The sequence below is a fragment of the Paenibacillus sp. F411 genome, assembly GCF_017582705.1.
GTDB lineage: Bacteria > Bacillota > Bacilli > Paenibacillales > Paenibacillaceae > Paenibacillus_AQ > Paenibacillus_AQ algicola.
On sequence record NZ_JAGFIP010000003.1, the window covers coordinates 226,939 to 243,869 of the forward strand.

Here is a 16,931-nt window from a genome sequence, read left to right on the forward strand (position 1 = left end):
CCTGAAGCATGACATCATCATATCTATGATTTCCCCAGTGGCCTTGAAACACACCTGCCTGTGGATATTCATCTTACAATGACGACAAAAAAAGCCCGTCCGCAAGTGGCTGCACATCTTGCGGACGGACCTGTTATTGATAGTTCTAGAGGGTGAAGCGGGAAAGTGTCTCTTTCAGCTCATTGGACACATTCTCAAGCTTCTCCGATAGATCGACCAGCTGATTGCTGACGCTCTGCTGCTCGCTGCTCAAGGAAGCAACCTCCTCGGAGGTCGCCGAGGATTCCTCGGCTACGGCGCTGACGTTCCCCATCGCCTCAGACAGCACGACCTGGGATTGGTTCAAGCCATCAATCGAATCCGTGACAGAATCCAGACGTGCGATAAAGTCTACCATCTGCTGCTGCACAGACTCAAAAATCTCATTCGTTTCCTTCACCGAATCCATTTGAGCCTTAAACAGCGGGTTGGCGTCAAGAAGCACCTGAACCGTTTCATTCATTTCTTTCATAATCTTCTCGGTAATCTGACTGACCATATCAATGGACTGCCTGGACTGATCGGCAAGCTGGCGGATTTCATCCGCGACGACCATGAAGCCGCGTCCTGCCGCTCCAGCGCGGGCTGCTTCAATAGTTGCATTCAGGGAGAGAATATTCGTCTGCTTCGTAATATTTTGCAGAACCTCCAGCACCTTCACGACGGAAGACGTCGTTTCTTTCAGTCCATCCACCTTCTTCATCATGGAACGGGTCATGTCTTCTGTTTCATGCGTCCGGTTCAGCAGATCATTGAGATGCTTCGTTCCACGTTCGCTGGAGCTTTCCACATGGCGTGCCGCCTTGCTCATCTCTTCGTTCGCGGTGACCACCACATGCATCTGATCGGAAATATTGCTCGTCAAGTCGCTGCCGCGCTCGGCCTCCACTGCGAGGCTGCTTGCGCCGTTCGCGATCTCCTCCGTAGCTACAGCAATTTCTTTCGCTGACAGCGCCGTTTTCTTGGATGCATCGCTCAATGCTACAGCCGTGCTCAGCACATCCTGCGCGGTACTGCTGGTCTGGCGGACCAGACCGGTAATTTGGCCCATCATCTCGTTAAAGCTGGCTGACAGCTGGCCGATTTCGTCTTTCGACTGATGATCTGTGCGTACATTGAGGTTGCCCTTCGCGCCTTCTCTCATCAGCATGCTGAGCTTGCCCAGCGGCCTTGCAATCATATGAACCATCCACATGCCAATCAGAATCGCAATGACAATAACGATCACAACCGCCAGATTCGTAATGAACAGAATCCGCTTGGCATCCTTGGTCAGGAGCTCTGTTGGAATCGCGCCGACCACGGTCCAGCCGTTAACATTCAAATCGTCATAAACGGCGAGAATATCATTGCCGTTAGGGTCTTCATCTACCGTGCTGCCGGAACGTCCTTCCCGGTTCTCACTGCTCATAAAGGTCCACTTCGAATCTTCGCCCAGCTCCGAGGTTTCATTGGATGAGACTACCTTTAGTTCCGGGTTCAGTAACTGGATTCTGCCGCCATCCCCAAGGTCAATGCCCTTTAGCTGTCTGTTGAGGACGTCTGCATGCAGCTCAATGACAAAGATATACACTTGGCTGAAGTCATGCATGGATCCTAAAGAGCGGGCCATGGAGAAATACGGAGAATCGGCTTCCGTCCTTGTCGGCAGCCACATCGTTTTCTTCTCTTTCAACAGCTCCTCAACCCAAGGCTCAGCTGTAATCTGTTCCGTAGATCTGGACATAATTCCAGCAGAGAAAATTTTATTTTTCTTTGGCGGAATAATGTAAATAGCCTTAATATTGGAGTCCGCCGTAATTTCATTGTTCAGCTTCTCCCGAATCTTCTTTTCCAGCGCAAACATATCATAATCGGAGCCGCCTGCAGTATACTCGGTCAGCATAGCCTGCAATTCACTGTCGTATGAGCTCAGATTCTGATAGTTGGACAAAATAATATCCAGCTTATCTGAGGTCTGAATGATGGTCTGCTGGTTTGCATCCGCTGCATTGCTCTGAATAATGTTCTTGGCCATGGTGTAGGAGATCTGTCCTAACGTCACCACAAATAACACAATCGTAATAAAGAAAATCAAAAACAACCGGATACCTACCGATTTCGCAGGGTTCCATTCAAAGCCTTGCTTCTTTCCGCTCACTCCGGACATCATGCCGGAAGCCTGGGACTTTCCCACACCTTCTGCCTTGGTGCTCTTTGCTGCTGCTTTGCGTTCTTTTGCTTTTTTCTCTTTCTTGGGCTTCATCTTCTTCTGATCTGATTCGTCCATTGTATCACCCACCACATGTCGTATTGTCACAGCAAAGCTGGATTGAATATCCTCTTCAGGCTTCCAATCCCGAATCACGAATGACTTCCTTACTAGTTATTTCGACAGAAAGGCACAGAAATCTTTGGGTATGAGGGTTAAAATAATCCAAAAGACCCAGTTTCAAATCTAAAAAAAAGGAACCCGCCATCCTAAAAGGACTTTGGGTTCACATAAACATGTAAGCTTTGAAGGTTTTCATTAGAAATAAAGAAGCGATATCATGAAGCCGCTATTTTCGCTTCCGCATCATATCAAATGGCTTGACGGGATGATCTACCTTCATGCGGATCCGCTGCAGCGGATGCCTTGCGGCATCCAGCGCTTGTCCTGCTTCATCCTTCAGCTGTCCAACCGTTTGCTTGAAAAAAGTGCCTTCCGGCCCGAAAAATTCAATATGCTGTCCCGGCTTGAAATGGTTTCGCTGCTGAATCACAGCCTCACCGGTTGTGACATCATAGTCCATGACGAGGCCCGCAAAGTCATAAGGCGCTGCCTTCTCCTCCGGTTCATAAATATGGTCCTCATGATCCGGCGTATCGTAGAAAAAGCCGGTGTTCAGCGGCCGGTTTGCAGCCTTGTTTAACTCTTCCAGCCATTCCGGCTTTAATACATAGTTCTCAGGATCTGCCATATAAGCATCAATGGCCTGCCGATACACATTCACGACCGTTGCCACATAATGTATCGATTTCATGCGTCCCTCGATCTTGAAGCTGTCAATTCCCGCCTCAATCAAATCCGGAATATGCTCCAGCATGCACAGATCCTTGGAACCCATTGTAAAAGCATGATCCTCTTTTTGAAAGAGCGGGATTGAAGTGATGCCTGGCTTAAAGGCTGCAGGGGCCGAAGCTGGCGGCTGCAGCCCTGACGGCAACGAGGATGCCGCTTCGTCCCGTCCATCCTCAAACAGATCGTACTTCCAGCGGCAGGACTGGCAGCATCCTCCCCGATTGGAATCACGGTCCGTGAAATGGTTAGAGAGGACGCAGCGTCCCGAATACGACGAGCACATGGCACCGTGCACAAACGCTTCAATTTCAATATCGACGTGATTTTTAATCTCCGCAATTTCTTGCAGGCTGGTCTCTCGTCCCAATACGACGCGCGGCAGTCCCTCTTCCTTCCAGAACTGCACTGCTTGCCAATTCAAGGTAGACTGCTGTGTGCTCAAATGCACCTCCAGGCCAGGGACAACACGCTGCGCAATCTCGATAATTGCAGGATCTGCCGCAATGATTGCAGCAATTCCTGCCTCATACAGATTGCGAAGATAGTCCTCAATGCCCTCAATATCCTCGTTATGGGCGTAAATATTAGCAGCCACGAATACCTTGGCGCCATATTTTCGGGCGAACTCTACGCCTTCCTTCATTTCCTCAAACGTAAAGTTGTCCGCATTCGAGCGCAGACCATACTTCTGTCCACCAATATATACAGCATCCGCCCCGTAGTGGACGGCAAATTTCAGCTTCTCCAGATTACCCGCCGGTGCCAGCAGCTCCGGCTTATCCAGGCGGTGGCGTTGTCCCTTATACACAGGCTGTGCCATAGCTTCCAAGATGCTCACTCCTTGCTTGATGTGTTTCAATGTCTTTGATAGACACCTGTTAATATACCTGCTCTTTATAGAAGAACCCGAATGACAGCTCACGCTCTGGATCCTGCACGCGGCGAATGTCCACCATCCACTGCTCCTGATACTCATATTGCTCCGGATTTGCCATATAAGCGTCAATGGCCTTGCGATACGTTCGCAGCACGATTTCATTATAGGTGCAAGGCTTCAGCAGCGTCTCCACCTTCAAGCTGTGAATCCCGGCCTGCAGCAGCAGATGCAGATCCTCCAGAATACAAATATCATCCGAGCTCATGATATGGGTGCCGTTCACGTCTTCATAAATCGGAAACTTCTCTTCCGCCCGTTCTGCTTCCACAAGAAACAAACCCCGGTCTTTCCCCAGGCTGCCTTCAGTTATGGGACGTCCTTGATGAGCCATATAGCTCTTTACGAGGCTTCGCTTGGAATGATAAATATTGGTCATCCCGTGCACCTGAACCTGTGCTTCTATCTCCAGAAGCGGCTTCATTTCCGTAATCTCATCCATGTTGAGCTCCCGGGCAAGAATGATCCGTGATGCTCCTCTCCGGCCCCAGTAGTTCGCTGTGGAGAAGTTGGTAGAGGTCATTTCAGCATTCCAGTACAGCGCAATGCCCGGTGCGTGAGCCTTCACCGCCTGCAGCACGGAAGGATCATTAAATTCTACAGCATCGACGCCAATGCGTCCCAGCTCTTTTACATATTGTGACATGACCTCAAGCCGATCGTTCGGCATCAGATTGTTCAAGCTTACGTACAGGCGGGCTCCCTGTTCATGGGCAAGCTCTGCAGCCTCCCGAATTTCATTCAGCTCCATACTGCCGGGGAGACGCATGCCGTAGAGATCCTCTCCCACCAGCACCGCATTTGCACCTGCAGCCAGGTATGCCTGCACTTCATGTATCGATCCCGCCGGAGCCAGCAGCTCTGGTGAATAATTCATATGGATGTCCTCCTACTGACCTTGTGCCATATTGTTGCTGATCTCAATATTTTTCAGATGCTCTTGATAAGTCTTGGCAAATAAATGCTCCTGCGTACCGTCCTTCTTCGTCACATAGAACAGATACTCTGACGCTTCAGGCTTCAGCACTGCCTCAATCGAGGCCAGACTCGGGCTGGAGATGGGACCGGGCGGCAGACCCGGATTGCGATACGTATTGTACGGACTCTCCACCTCTAAATCCTTAAACAGCAGCCTCGCTTTGGGCTTGTCCAGCAAATATTGAACCGTGGCATCGATCTCCAGCTTCATGCCTTGCTCCAGCCGGTTATAAATCACTCCTGCTACCAATGCCCGCTCCTGATCGGCCACAACCTCTCGTTCCACGAGGGAAGCGATCGTGAGCAGCTCGTGGATACTGAGCCCTTTTTCCTCTAATAAAGACTCCAAATTCGGGATATCCTCCAATCGCTTCTCCGTTTGGCTCAGCATACCCTGAATAACACTTAGAGCAGTGAGTCCTTCCTTCGGCAGCTCATAGGTTGCAGGGAAGAGATACCCCTCCAGCTGGTGACGCAGCTCAGCCTCTGCCGGTATGCCTTCTACAAGGGAGGAATCCCAGCCGTTGACGGAATCCATAAGCTCCAGCAGCTCCTGCTCCTCAAGGCCCGTAGCTTCAGCAATGGTTTGGGCGGTCTGCCGCACGGTATAGCCCTCCGGGATTGTAAATTTCACCATTTCCTTGGGCTTGACCTCTCCATTGTTCAGCATCGTAATCAGCTCTTGATAGGTCGTTCCCGGAGAAGCCTCGTAGGTGCCCGCCATAAAGCGGCTGCCTTCTTCATTCAGTCTCAAATACCCTTTGAACAAAAGATCATTCTTAATGAGTCCGTTTTCCTCCAGCAGCTCTGCAATCCGGGACGTGCCCGTTCCGGGCTCAATCGTAAATTCTACCGGCTGTCCGCCGCCCTCAACAGGCTGAATTCCATTCCACACATACCATCCTGCCCCTCCAGCAATTAGAAGCAGCAAGAACAGTGTGATGCCCAGTTTCTTCATGAAGCACTCTCCTCCATACCAAAAAGGGCGGACTGCTCCGCCCTTTCCTTAGCTGTTTGAAGCTGGGACATGCCGCGCCTCAGAGGCTAAGCATGACCCGCTCACTTCTTAGTACTCGTCTTCTTCCGGGAAGGTCAGCTCGTCGTACAGCTCCGAGATATTCTCCCATTCCTCGTCATCATCAATGGTTGCCAGCTCTAGACTGCCATCGCCAGCCTTCACGATTCGCAGCACTTCGTATTCTTCATCTTTACGGTCTGGCTGAACCAGAATAGCATAGCCTACCCCGTCCACCTCAAACTCTGCTGCGATGTCGAACACTTCTGTCTGACCGCTCTCATCCTGCAGCTCGACGCTCTCACCAAAAGCTTCTCTCAGCGATTGTGTCCAAACGACCTGCTCCGGAGAATAATTAGTCATCTAACTGGCTCCCGTCCATTTGCTCTACGAGCGTATTGAAGGTTTCTTCCACAATGCTCCATTCCTCGTCATCCTCAATCATATACAGCTTCAGATCGTCCCCGTCTTCCTCGTAGCGGAAGGCATACACCTCATCGCTATCCTCGTCGGCACCTTCCACCGGGACAACCATCATATATTTGGCATCGGAGTCATCCACTTCAAACTTCATGATGACTTCAAACTCTTCCTCATTGCCCTCTTCATCAGGGATATAAATAATTTCCGGTTCATCTTGCATGTTCATTTGTTCATTGGCCATTGTTATCACCCTCACCTTTACCTTTTAGAGTCCAAGTAGTTTTGCAAAATTAAACTTGCAGCCATCTTGTCTATGACTTGCTTGCGTTTTTTGCGGCTGACATCGGCTTCCAGCAGCGTCCGCTCAGCAGATACCGTGGAGAGCCGCTCATCCCAAAGGTGAACGGGCAAGCACAGGGATTCCCGCAGCAGGACTGCGAACTCCATGCAGATTTCACCCCGAGGACCGATGCTGCCATTCATATTCTTGGGCAGCCCGACCACAATTTCACTTACCTCATGCTCTTTCACCAAGGCAGTGATGCGATCCAACCCGGTGTCTTCTCCGCGCCGTTCAATGACTTCGAGCCCTTGTGCTGTCCATCCGAACACATCGCTGAGCGCCACACCGATTCGACGGTCCCCGTAATCCAATCCCATGATCTTCATCCTTGCACTCCTAACGGTGACTGGCTAGGTAGAACCGGACCAGCTCTTCAATCAATTCGTCTCGCTCTTTCTTGCCGATCAGGCTTCTGGCATTATTGTGCCGCGGTATATAAGCGGGGTCCCCGGAAAGCAAATAACCGACAATCTGATTGATCGGGTTATAATCCTTCTCGGTCAATGCGTCATATACCGACAGCATAATATCCCGGGCGGAAGCCTCCTGCTCATCACCTTTTACATTGAACTTGACTGTCTTATCCATTGAGTCCATGCGTGACACCTACCTTCTTCAAAGAACATGTTGCAGACCATCTTCGTTGAAAAAATATTTACCAGCTTGATCTAGTTCTATCATAACACACACGCCGTCGCCTTTGGAAATGCAGGAGCAAAATTTCAGCGGATTATTCCCGCTGGGATGCAGCAGGCGCCGCATTAAGCGCCCGCTACCAGCTCCTCCGCCCGCTTCAGGGCTGCCTGCAGCTTGGAAGCATCCTTGCCTCCAGCCTGGGCCATATCCGGACGGCCGCCGCCCCCGCCGCCGCAAACCGCAGCTACCTCTTTCACCAATTTGCCCGCATGAAGCCCTTTATCTACAAGCTCTTTCGGCACGGATACGACAAAGTTCACCTTATCACCCATAACTGCACCAAGCACAACGACCGTCTCGCTCAGCTTGCTCTTCAGCTCATCCGCTACCGTACGCAAGGCATCCATGCTTCCAGCCTGCACTTCAGCGGCCAGCAGCTTGGTGGTTCCCGCTGTGATAACCTTGTCGCTCAGCTGTCCGGCTTCGATCGCGCTCAGTTTGCCCTGCAGGGATTCATTCTCACGGGAAAGCTCCTTCAGCTGCTGCTGCAGAGCCTCCACCCGCTTCGGCACATCCTGGAGGCTACTCTTCAAAATAGCTGCGGACTGCTTCAGGATATCGACCTGGGATTCCGCAAAATGGTAGGCCGAGCGACCGGTGACAGCCTCAATCCGGCGAACACCCGAGCCAATTCCGCTTTCACCGATCAGCTTGAATATGCCAATTTCAGAGGTGTTCTGGACGTGACAGCCTCCGCATAGCTCCAGGCTGTAATCGCCAACCTGAACGACGCGGACCACTTCACCGTACTTCTCGCCGAAGAGGGCCATCGCTCCCATCGCTTTGGCCTCGTCGATGGATTTCTTCTCGATCACTACCGCAGTGCCCTTCCAGATTTGCTCGTTCACGCGGCGCTCGATATCCGCGAGCTCCTCCGGCGTAATGCTGCCAAAGTGAGAAAAGTCAAAACGCAGACGCTGCGGCTCTACAAGAGATCCGGCCTGATTGACATGATCCCCCAGCACTTCCTTCAGCGCTTTATGCAGCAGGTGCGTTGCCGTATGATTCTTCACAATGTCGCGGCGCTTGTCGGAATCCACCTGTGCTTGCACAGCGCCATGAACCTTCAGCTCGCCCGCTTCCACGGTGACCAGATGGACATGCTGACCATGCGGTGCCTTGAACAATCCTTCCACCCGCGCGCGGACGCCTTCGCCTTCCAGAACCCCCTGGTCGCTGACCTGACCGCCGCTCTCGGCATAAAATGGCGTGGCATCCAGAATGACCTGACAGGACTGGCCTTCACCAACCTGCTCCACAAAGCCTTCCTCTGTAACTAGGGCGATGACATTAGCAGCACAAACGGTGTCATTATATCCAATAAATTCACTTTTAACCGTGTAATCGGACAGCACACCGCCCTGCACCTTCATGCTCTCGGTCTCTTGACGGGCACTGCGCGCACGATCACGCTGTTCCTGCATCGCGGCATCAAAGCCCTCTCGGTCTACCGTCAGGCCATGCTCCAGTGCATAATCCTCCGTCAAATCGAACGGGAAGCCATACGTATCATACAGCTTGAACGCATCACCGCCACTGATTTGAGCTTGTCCCTGCTCCTTAGCACGTGCACTGATGTCCGCGAGAATACCTAGTCCGTCTGACAGTGTTCTGTGGAACTGCTCCTCTTCCGTTGCAATGACCTTCTCGATGAACTCGCGCTTCTCCACAACCTCCGGATAATACACGCCCATAATGTCTCCCACAACCGCCGTCAGGCTGTACAGGAATGGCTTGTCCAGGCCGATCACCTTGCCGTAGCGAACCGCACGGCGCAGCAGGCGCCGAATCACGTAGCCTCGTCCTTCATTGGAAGGCAGCACCCCGTCACCGACCGCAAACGCCACCGTCCGGATATGATCGGCAATCACCTTGAACGCAACATCGGTTTCTGTGCTGTGGTTGTACTTGACGCCTGCCAGCGCGGCGGTCTGCTGAATAATCGGCTGGAACAGATCAGTATCGAAGTTGGAATCTACATTCTGAAGAATGATGGCAAAGCGCTCCAGGCCCGCCCCGGTATCAATGTTCTTATTCGGAAGCGGTGTATAGCTGCCATCTTTGTTATGGTTGAACTGGGAGAAGACGAGGTTCCAAACCTCCAGATACCTTTCATTTTCCCCACCCGGGTACAGCTCAGGATCCGAAGCGTCATTCCCGTAAGCTTCGCCGCGGTCATAGAAAATTTCCGTACACGGACCGCAAGGCCCCTCGCCAATATCCCAGAAATTGTCCTCCAGCTTCACAATGCGGCTGGCTGGCAGCCCGATTTTCTCATTCCACAGCTTGTAGGCTTCCTCATCCTCCGGGTACACCGTAACCGACAGCTTCTCGGGATCAAAGCCGATCCATTTGCGATCCGTCAGAAACTCCCACGCCCATGTAATGACCTCTTCCTTAAAATAATCGCCGATCGAGAAGTTGCCCAGCATTTCAAAAAACGTGTGGTGACGGCGCGTTTTGCCGACATTCTCAATGTCATTGGTCCGGATGCATTTCTGCGAATTCGCAATCCGCGGATTGTCCGGCTTCTCACGCCCGTCAAAGTAGGATTTCAGCGGAGCCATACCGGCGTTAATCCACAGCAGCGACGGGTCGTTGTGCGGTACCAGGGAGGCACTGGGCTCAACCTTATGTCCTTTCTCTGCAAAAAACTCCAGCCATTTGGAGCGGATTTCACTTGCTTTCATGTTCTTCATCCTCCGTTTATTTAGGTTATTTAGGAATAAAAAATGGGATATGCCGGGTTTTGAGCATAAAAAAAGCCCCTGAATAGAATCAGGGACGATGTTTATCGCGGTACCACCCTGGTTATCTCCTTGCCTTCCAGCACTTCTTGTCCTTAAGAAGCAAAGCTTCGGACAGGCTAAAAGAGATCGCCTTGTTGCGGCATTAGATAACGGCTGCCAGCCGGTGAGGTTAGGCTCACACTCGGAAATCTGCTTTCGATCAGCGATGCTTTGAAGCTCTTGCACCCAACGCTGCAGCACGCAGCAGGAGCTTCTTCTCTGGTAAAGCATCCGTCAGATCTACTTCTTTCCCTCATCGATTTAGGTCATATGGACTTAATATTTTCAAGTATATCCATGCCCTCTGCTTCTGTCAATGAAGGGCAATCCCTTTTATAGGGTCAGGTTTTCCGGCGAACGGCATAGGCGAAAAAATGCTGCAGCAGCACCTTCATAACCGCAAAGACCGGTACCGCCAAAATCAGTCCCACCATGCCGGCAAGCTGGCCGCCGACGAGAAGCGCAAAGATAATTAACAGCGGATGCATATGAAGCTTTTTGCCGACAACCTGCGGAGAAATCACATTGCCCTCCAGCATCTGACACACAACATTCACCAGGGCCGCCAGCAGCAGCAGCTTCAGTGAAATGGTTGACGCCATCAGCAGGGCCGGAGCCGCACCGAAGAACGGGCCGACGTACGGAACAATGTTAAACAGAGCCACAATGCTGGCAAACAGCAGCGCGTACGGCATTCCGATAAGCATATAACCGATATATGCCAGCACTCCGATGATCAGGCAGACGATAAACTGCCCCCGAACATAGTTGCCCAGCGCTGTATCAATCTCCCGCAGCATGGTTACAATCGACTTTCTGCGGCTCCGTGGCAAATAAGAAACTGCCGTTCGTTGGAACACTTCGAAATCCTTCAAGATGTAAAAAATCAGAAAAGGTACCACCAGAATGTTAAACAGCACACCGATCGTCGTGCCGATATTGTCCATAAACTGCGAAATACTGCCAGCGACACGGGTTTCCATATGGTACAGCCAGCTGTTCATGCCCGTGCGAACACCGGGCGGCAGTATTTTGCTGTCTAGGCTGCTCATCAGGCTCTGGGCATGCATCGTAAATTCGGGAAGATGCTCATTGAGCTCCTCCAGCTGGCGGATCAGCATCGGAATCATGTTGATGATGATAACGGCCAGGCAGGTCAGAAATACGGCATAAATGAGCAGCACTGCTATGCTTCGAGGCATCTTGCGCTCCGAGAGCAGACAGACGATGGGATTTAACACATAGGATATGATCATGGCAATTAAAAAAGGCGCCAGCACGGCCTTTAAGAATCGGTATACGTCCATCAGCATCGGCCGCAGCAGCCATACGAAATATAAAATAATCAGGGAAAGCAGCACCCAGATCAGCAGCCTGAACCATTTGCTTGCACCCAGCTGATCCACAAGACATCCTCTCCTTCCACAGCTTTCAGAAGCCACCTGCCTTGTAAGTATATGTACGAGCCCTGCAAATTATAAAAAAAGAATCACACCCTGTGAGCGCTCATGCGCCATAAGGGTGTGATTCCCGTCATGATTCTATGTAAATCTGCGTCAGTTAGAAGCCTGCATGGGAGGAAAATCCTGCGCATATTCCTCGCCAAAGAACAGATCATCCAGCGAGCTGAGCGTTCCATCCTCTTCCACCTGATATACAGACATTTTCTCACCATTGACAGTTAATTCAATAAAGCATCCCCAGCAGTAAAATTGGTGCGAGCCAATCTTACCAATATCCTTGGAATTGCAATTTGGACATTTCAACATCCTAACCTCACCTATCCATTCACAGAATTAATGGCTTTCTCCAGTCGCTGTTCGCTGAGCGGGGGCACCATAACGGCACTTTCTCCAATACTCATCTCCGGGGTGCAAGGCAGCCATCTGCGGCCTTCAATCAAGTCCGATACAAATCCGTCTGAAATTTCGAGTCCTAGTACTTTATTGCCCTGTTCCTGCTCAAAATAAACATCCGAAATGCGTCCGAGCAGCATCCCGTCCTCTGTCAGCACCTGCATCTCTTTCAATTTCCGCCGCCCCAGCAGATAGGTATAGGGTATTTGGTCAGCATCCGTCTTCTCGATCACTTCTTCACTCCGGATCATGACGGCATCCTCTCCATAAGCCTCAATGTTGTCCCATGATACGGTTTTCACATGTGAGGAAAAGAGAGCCTTGCCTTCCAGCTCAAAACCGGTAATATTCCATTGTTCATCTAATATAAAATCGTGGATTTTCCCAATCTCCTTGCCGTTCTCCACGTCGAATACAGCGAGTCCAATCATTTCCTGAAGCTTCATAAGACTTGGATACCTCCTCATCCCTTTACGAATTCGCACGATGATAGCGATGGCCGCTGCTCGTGCTAAGGATGAAATGGACTACTGACACCTCCTGACCCATTTCAAGAGAGAATCCTTGAGGGTTATTTACGCAGCCGTTTCAGGAAGGTTCCAATTTTTTGTGATGTGTACTCCATTTCTTGAGTAGTATTACCCAAACCAAAACTAAAGCGAATCGCGGAGCGATAAACATTTTCAGGAAGGTTCATTGCCAGCAGAACATGTGAAATTTCAAGGGAGCCTGACGTGCAGGCGGAGCCGCTCGCCGCAGCTATGCCTGCCATATCCAGATTCATCAGCATCGTTTCTGTAGGGATGCCCGGGAAGCTGATATTCAGAATATGCGGCATGTAGTGCTCCTCGCTGCCATTGATGACGAACGCTTCTTCGCCGATTTCGGCGCGAAGTCCGGTTAGCAGCGTGCTGCGCAGTTCTTCTGCATGACCCCGGCGTTCGGAAAGGGAGGGCACGGCAAGCTCCAGAGCCTTGGCGAAGCCGGCTATGCCCGCCATATTCTCGGTGCCTGCCCGGCGCTTCTTCTCCTGCAGGCCGCCGTGCTGACGCGGTGCCAGGGAAGTTCCTCGGCGATGGACGAGCGCACCGATTCCCTGCGGCCCGTTCACCTTATGTGCCGAGAAGCTCCATAAATTCACCGGCAGCTCCCGGCACGAGATCTCCTCCATCCCCAGCGCCTGAACAGCGTCCGTGTGCATGACAATGCCGCGGCTGCGCGCCAGCTCCCCAATCTCGGCGATAGGCTGAAGCGTGCCCACTTCATTGTTGCCATACATAATCGTAATCAGCGCTGTGTCATCTTGAATGCTTGCTTCTACATCACTTACAGATACCCGTCCTGTCTTGTCCACCGGCAGATAAGTTACCTCCCAGCCCTGCCGCTCCAGCTCATGACAGGTGTGGAGCACCGCATGGTGCTCCACAGACGATGTGATGATATGCTTGCCGCGGGCATGATCTGCCGCCAACGTTCCCAGAATAGCCAGGTTGTCGCTCTCTGTACCGCCAGATGTAAAGATTAGCTCATCCGGATCACAGCCGAGCAAGGCTGCAATCCGGTCACGGGAGCCATTCACGATCTTTTTGGCTTCGCGGCCGAAGCCGTGAACGCTGGAAGCATTCCCGAAGTGCCCGGTCATGACGGACATCATCGCCGCTGCGGCCTCCGGGTGCATTGGAGAGGAAGCCGCGTGATCCAAGTAAATTTTGTTCATTCCTGCACCGCCTATATATAGAACATATAATTGTCCGAAGCGGACTGTTCCTGATAGTGAATCATGTTGTCCAGCGTTGTGGAGTCAAGCACCTCGGCAATACTGTCCCGAATGCGCAGCCACAAATCCCGCTTAGCCGGGTCATCCTCTTCCGTAAAATCGACCGGGGAAATCGGTCCCTCCAGCACGCGGATAATGTCACCGGCCGTTATGCTTTCCGGCTCCCGGGACAAAATATAGCCGCCGTAGGCACCGCGGATGCTCTTGACGAGCCCGGCATTGCGCAGCGGAGCAATGAGCTGCTCCAGATAATGCTCAGACAGCTGATTTTTCTCGGCAATGCTCTTCAGCGAGGTTGGCCCTTCTCCGAACTTGGCCGCCAGCTCCATCATAATCGTCAATCCATATCTGCCTTTTGTTGATATCTTCATTAAGGGGACACCTCTCTACAATGGTTGTTATATGTTTATTTCTTCCTTGATTTCATCGGAAAATGGAAAAGATTTCACACCCTCATTAACATAACCTCTTTATTCCGATCAAATACCTCTGTATATGGTAACATACCATTGCCGTTTGTGGGGAATTTTCAGGAGCTGTTCATCAAATTGTTCACCTGGAGTGGACAAATCATGTCCGTGTAGAGCTGGACAGGTTGTGATAGAATACAGGTATGGGCACAATTCAAATTAGAAAATGGTGATCAACAATGACAGAACAAGCAACTCGCAAGCGGATCGTCGTCGGTATGTCCGGTGGTGTCGATTCTTCCGTGACCGCGCTGCTTCTGAAACAGCAGGGCTATGAAGTGATCGGCATCTTCATGAAGAACTGGGACGATACTGATGAATTCGGCTATTGTACCGCAGAAGCGGACGCCGAGGACGTACGCCGTGTCTGTGAGCAGCTGGATATCCCGTATTACACCATCAATTTCGAAAAGGAATATTACGATAAAGTATTTTCCTATTTTCTGGATGAATATAAGGCAGGCAGAACCCCGAACCCGGATGTCATGTGCAATCGTGAAATCAAGTTTGGCGAGTTTCTGAACAAGGCTATCGATTTGGGTGCGGATTATGTGGCCACCGGCCACTATGCGCGTGTTGTGGAGAACGACGGAGTGTATTCTCTTCTCCGCGGCGTGGACAGCAATAAAGATCAGACCTACTTCCTGAACGCGCTCAATCAAGAACAGCTGTCCAAAGCGATGTTTCCAATCGGTCATTTGCCGAAGCCGGAGGTTCGCCGCCTCGCAGAGGAAGCAGGACTGTACACGGCCAAGAAGAAAGACAGCACAGGCGTCTGCTTTATTGGCGAGCGCAACTTCAAAGAATTTCTGGGACAATACTTGCCGGCGCAGGGCGGAGATATGGTCGATATTGTGACAGGGGACGTGAAGGGACGGCATGACGGGCTGATGTATTATACGCTAGGTCAGCGCCAGGGCCTCGGCATCGGCGGCTCTGGCTCCGGAGAGCCTTGGTTTGTGGCCGACAAGAACCTTCAGGATAACATCCTGTACGTCGTTCAAGGTGACCACCCAAGCCTGTATTCTACCGGCCTTGTTGCCTCCGGCCTGAACTGGATTGCAGGGGAAGCGGCTGTGCCCGCCGCGTCATTCACCTGCACCGCCAAATTCCGTTATCGTCAGCCGGACCAGGAGGTTACCGTCACCCGCCGGGAAGACGGGACTGCCCATGTGGCCTTTGCCTCTCCGCAGAAAGCGATCACGCCGGGGCAGGCCGTCGTCTTTTATGACGGAGAAACCTGCTTGGGCGGCGGAACCATTGAATTGTCAGAGAAAATCTCGTATTAACACAAAAGCACGGCCCGCAGATGAACTGCTGGGCCGTGCTTTTGTGTTAAGGATCATTTATTCATGCATCATCTGGGCGTTTTGGTACAAGAGGCAGAATAGATCATCCTTGTCTTTGGGCATATCATTCCCTCCGAAACAACACAGCGTCATAAGCTTCTGATATTACCGATGCAAAAAATCCGCACGATGCTCCCAGCCTTGCCCGGGATACATTGTACGGATTCTTCACTCCAGCTTTAAGAGAAACGCAATTTAGACCTTAGTAATTATTTTTCTGTTGGGTGGAGCCGTTAATGCTGATTGTGCCCTTAGTGTTCTTAACCCCATAAGTACCGGTTTGGATTGTGGCTCCCGTCATCGTAATATTCGCTGTTCCGCCAGATGGGTTTAACTGGAACAGTTTAGCGCCCGGAACCTGAATATCTACATCACTGATCGTGATGTTTTTAGTTGATGTGTTATTATTGTTCAACCAAGTAAATACGGCGAGATTGTAATAGTTGTTCGGACTTTTCCCGACCACCTTGAGGCCTGTAATGGTAGCAGTCACATTCTGATTGTCGTCATCATTCCATCCAAACTGGATGGGTGCGCCATTACGAAGCATGTGGATTTCAACATTTTCAATCGTCATATTGCGGTACAATTTAATGGAATCGTCGCCGGTTTTAATGAAACTGTTCTTGATCGAAGAACCATTAGATCCAATAAAACCGTCACTATTGTTCTGATCTCCACCACGATCATCAATCAGGCTTACACGGTCTGCATGGATCACTGTTGCAGATCCATACCCTGAAATATGATATCCTCTAGGATTCAGGGTCTTCAGATTTTTGACGTTCAGTGTCGCATTTGACATTAGAGCAATGGCATTATGCTCCCACGGATTCAGTCCGCGATTCTGAGTGTACTTTTGCTCCGGTGTACCATAAATGACCGAGGTGTTCTGGTTTTCCCCCTCAATTGTAGCATTGCCATAGAATTTAAAGGCGCCAGTAACCGTAACATTGCTTTTGATCACTACCTTCTTAACGGTAGTGGGCACGTCGTAATAAAAACCTTGGATGCTTCCTGTTCCTGTGAATGTCAACGTGCCTGTGGATGAATTCCAGGTTAATCCGCCCGAATAATTCAGTCCTCCCGGACCCGTAGCCGCATGAACATTTCCTGTAGCGCTCAACATGGATGCGCTGATCATAGAGAACACGAGGAACAATACGAGTGAATACCGGCTGTTTTTTAACAAAAACATCATTTCACCTCATCCTGTATA

General features: G+C 51.0%; 16 protein-coding genes. 1 reads left to right on the plus strand and 15 read right to left on the minus strand.

Annotated elements, in window-relative coordinates; translation table 11 throughout:
- Positions 1-145: 145 nt before the first annotated feature.
- From JJQ72_RS05160 to cymR, 14 genes are all read right to left on the minus strand, one after another.
- Positions 146-2,308, minus strand: a complete 2,163-nt coding sequence (locus tag JJQ72_RS05160) for a methyl-accepting chemotaxis protein (protein ID WP_208203008.1) — start codon at positions 2,306-2,308, stop codon at positions 146-148.
- A gap of 271 nt (positions 2,309-2,579) precedes the next feature.
- Positions 2,580-3,902: a peptidase U32 family protein gene (locus JJQ72_RS05165; RefSeq protein ID WP_208203009.1), complete on the minus strand. Its 1,323-nt coding sequence runs from the start codon at positions 3,900-3,902 to the stop codon at positions 2,580-2,582.
- Between the two features lie 58 nt (positions 3,903-3,960).
- Complete coding sequence (locus tag JJQ72_RS05170; RefSeq protein ID WP_208202971.1) at positions 3,961-4,893, minus strand: peptidase U32 family protein; 933 nt, start codon at positions 4,891-4,893, stop codon at positions 3,961-3,963.
- A 12-nt stretch (positions 4,894-4,905) separates the two neighbouring features.
- Positions 4,906-5,952: an endolytic transglycosylase MltG gene (mltG, locus tag JJQ72_RS05175; protein WP_208202972.1), complete on the minus strand. Its 1,047-nt coding sequence runs from the start codon at positions 5,950-5,952 to the stop codon at positions 4,906-4,908.
- A gap of 108 nt (positions 5,953-6,060) precedes the next feature.
- On the minus strand, positions 6,061-6,372 hold the full coding sequence (locus JJQ72_RS05180) for a DUF1292 domain-containing protein (RefSeq protein ID WP_138225139.1): 312 nt from the start codon (positions 6,370-6,372) through the stop codon (positions 6,061-6,063).
- The gene (locus JJQ72_RS05185; protein WP_138225138.1) at positions 6,365-6,673 is read right to left on the minus strand and encodes a DUF1292 domain-containing protein; all 309 of its coding nucleotides are present in this window, start codon (positions 6,671-6,673) and stop codon (positions 6,365-6,367) included. The genes JJQ72_RS05180 and JJQ72_RS05185 overlap by 8 nt, the downstream gene beginning before the upstream one ends.
- A gap of 17 nt (positions 6,674-6,690) precedes the next feature.
- Entirely contained in the window at positions 6,691-7,101 is a 411-nt protein-coding gene (gene ruvX, locus JJQ72_RS05190) for a Holliday junction resolvase RuvX (protein WP_138225137.1), read from the minus strand.
- Between the two features lie 10 nt (positions 7,102-7,111).
- Entirely contained in the window at positions 7,112-7,372 is a 261-nt protein-coding gene (locus JJQ72_RS05195) for an IreB family regulatory phosphoprotein (RefSeq protein WP_138225136.1), read from the minus strand.
- Positions 7,373-7,536: 164 nt separating this feature from the next.
- Positions 7,537-10,161, minus strand: a complete 2,625-nt coding sequence (gene alaS, locus JJQ72_RS05200; RefSeq protein WP_279591688.1) for an alanine--tRNA ligase — start codon at positions 10,159-10,161, stop codon at positions 7,537-7,539.
- Between the two features lie 440 nt (positions 10,162-10,601).
- On the minus strand, positions 10,602-11,666 hold the full coding sequence (locus tag JJQ72_RS05205; protein WP_138225134.1) for an AI-2E family transporter: 1,065 nt from the start codon (positions 11,664-11,666) through the stop codon (positions 10,602-10,604).
- Positions 11,667-11,816: 150 nt separating this feature from the next.
- Positions 11,817-12,029: a hypothetical protein gene (locus tag JJQ72_RS05210; protein WP_208202974.1), complete on the minus strand. Its 213-nt coding sequence runs from the start codon at positions 12,027-12,029 to the stop codon at positions 11,817-11,819.
- An 11-nt stretch (positions 12,030-12,040) separates the two neighbouring features.
- The gene (locus JJQ72_RS05215) at positions 12,041-12,562 is read right to left on the minus strand and encodes a PRC-barrel domain-containing protein (RefSeq protein ID WP_138225132.1); all 522 of its coding nucleotides are present in this window, start codon (positions 12,560-12,562) and stop codon (positions 12,041-12,043) included.
- A gap of 125 nt (positions 12,563-12,687) precedes the next feature.
- Positions 12,688-13,833, minus strand: a complete 1,146-nt coding sequence (locus tag JJQ72_RS05220; RefSeq protein WP_208202975.1) for a cysteine desulfurase family protein — start codon at positions 13,831-13,833, stop codon at positions 12,688-12,690.
- Positions 13,834-13,844: 11 nt separating this feature from the next.
- A complete protein-coding gene (gene cymR / locus JJQ72_RS05225) occupies positions 13,845-14,264 on the minus strand; it encodes a cysteine metabolism transcriptional regulator CymR (protein WP_138225130.1) in 420 nt (139 codons plus the stop codon).
- 278 nt (positions 14,265-14,542) lie between these two features.
- Between cymR and mnmA the strand changes: the two genes are divergently transcribed.
- Positions 14,543-15,652, plus strand: a complete 1,110-nt coding sequence (mnmA, locus tag JJQ72_RS05230; protein WP_138225129.1) for a tRNA 2-thiouridine(34) synthase MnmA — start codon at positions 14,543-14,545, stop codon at positions 15,650-15,652.
- A 262-nt stretch (positions 15,653-15,914) separates the two neighbouring features.
- On the opposite strand, the gene JJQ72_RS05235 is transcribed toward mnmA, so the two are convergent.
- Complete coding sequence (locus tag JJQ72_RS05235; RefSeq protein WP_138225128.1) at positions 15,915-16,913, minus strand: hypothetical protein; 999 nt, start codon at positions 16,911-16,913, stop codon at positions 15,915-15,917.
- Between the last annotated feature and the right edge of the window lie 18 nt (positions 16,914-16,931).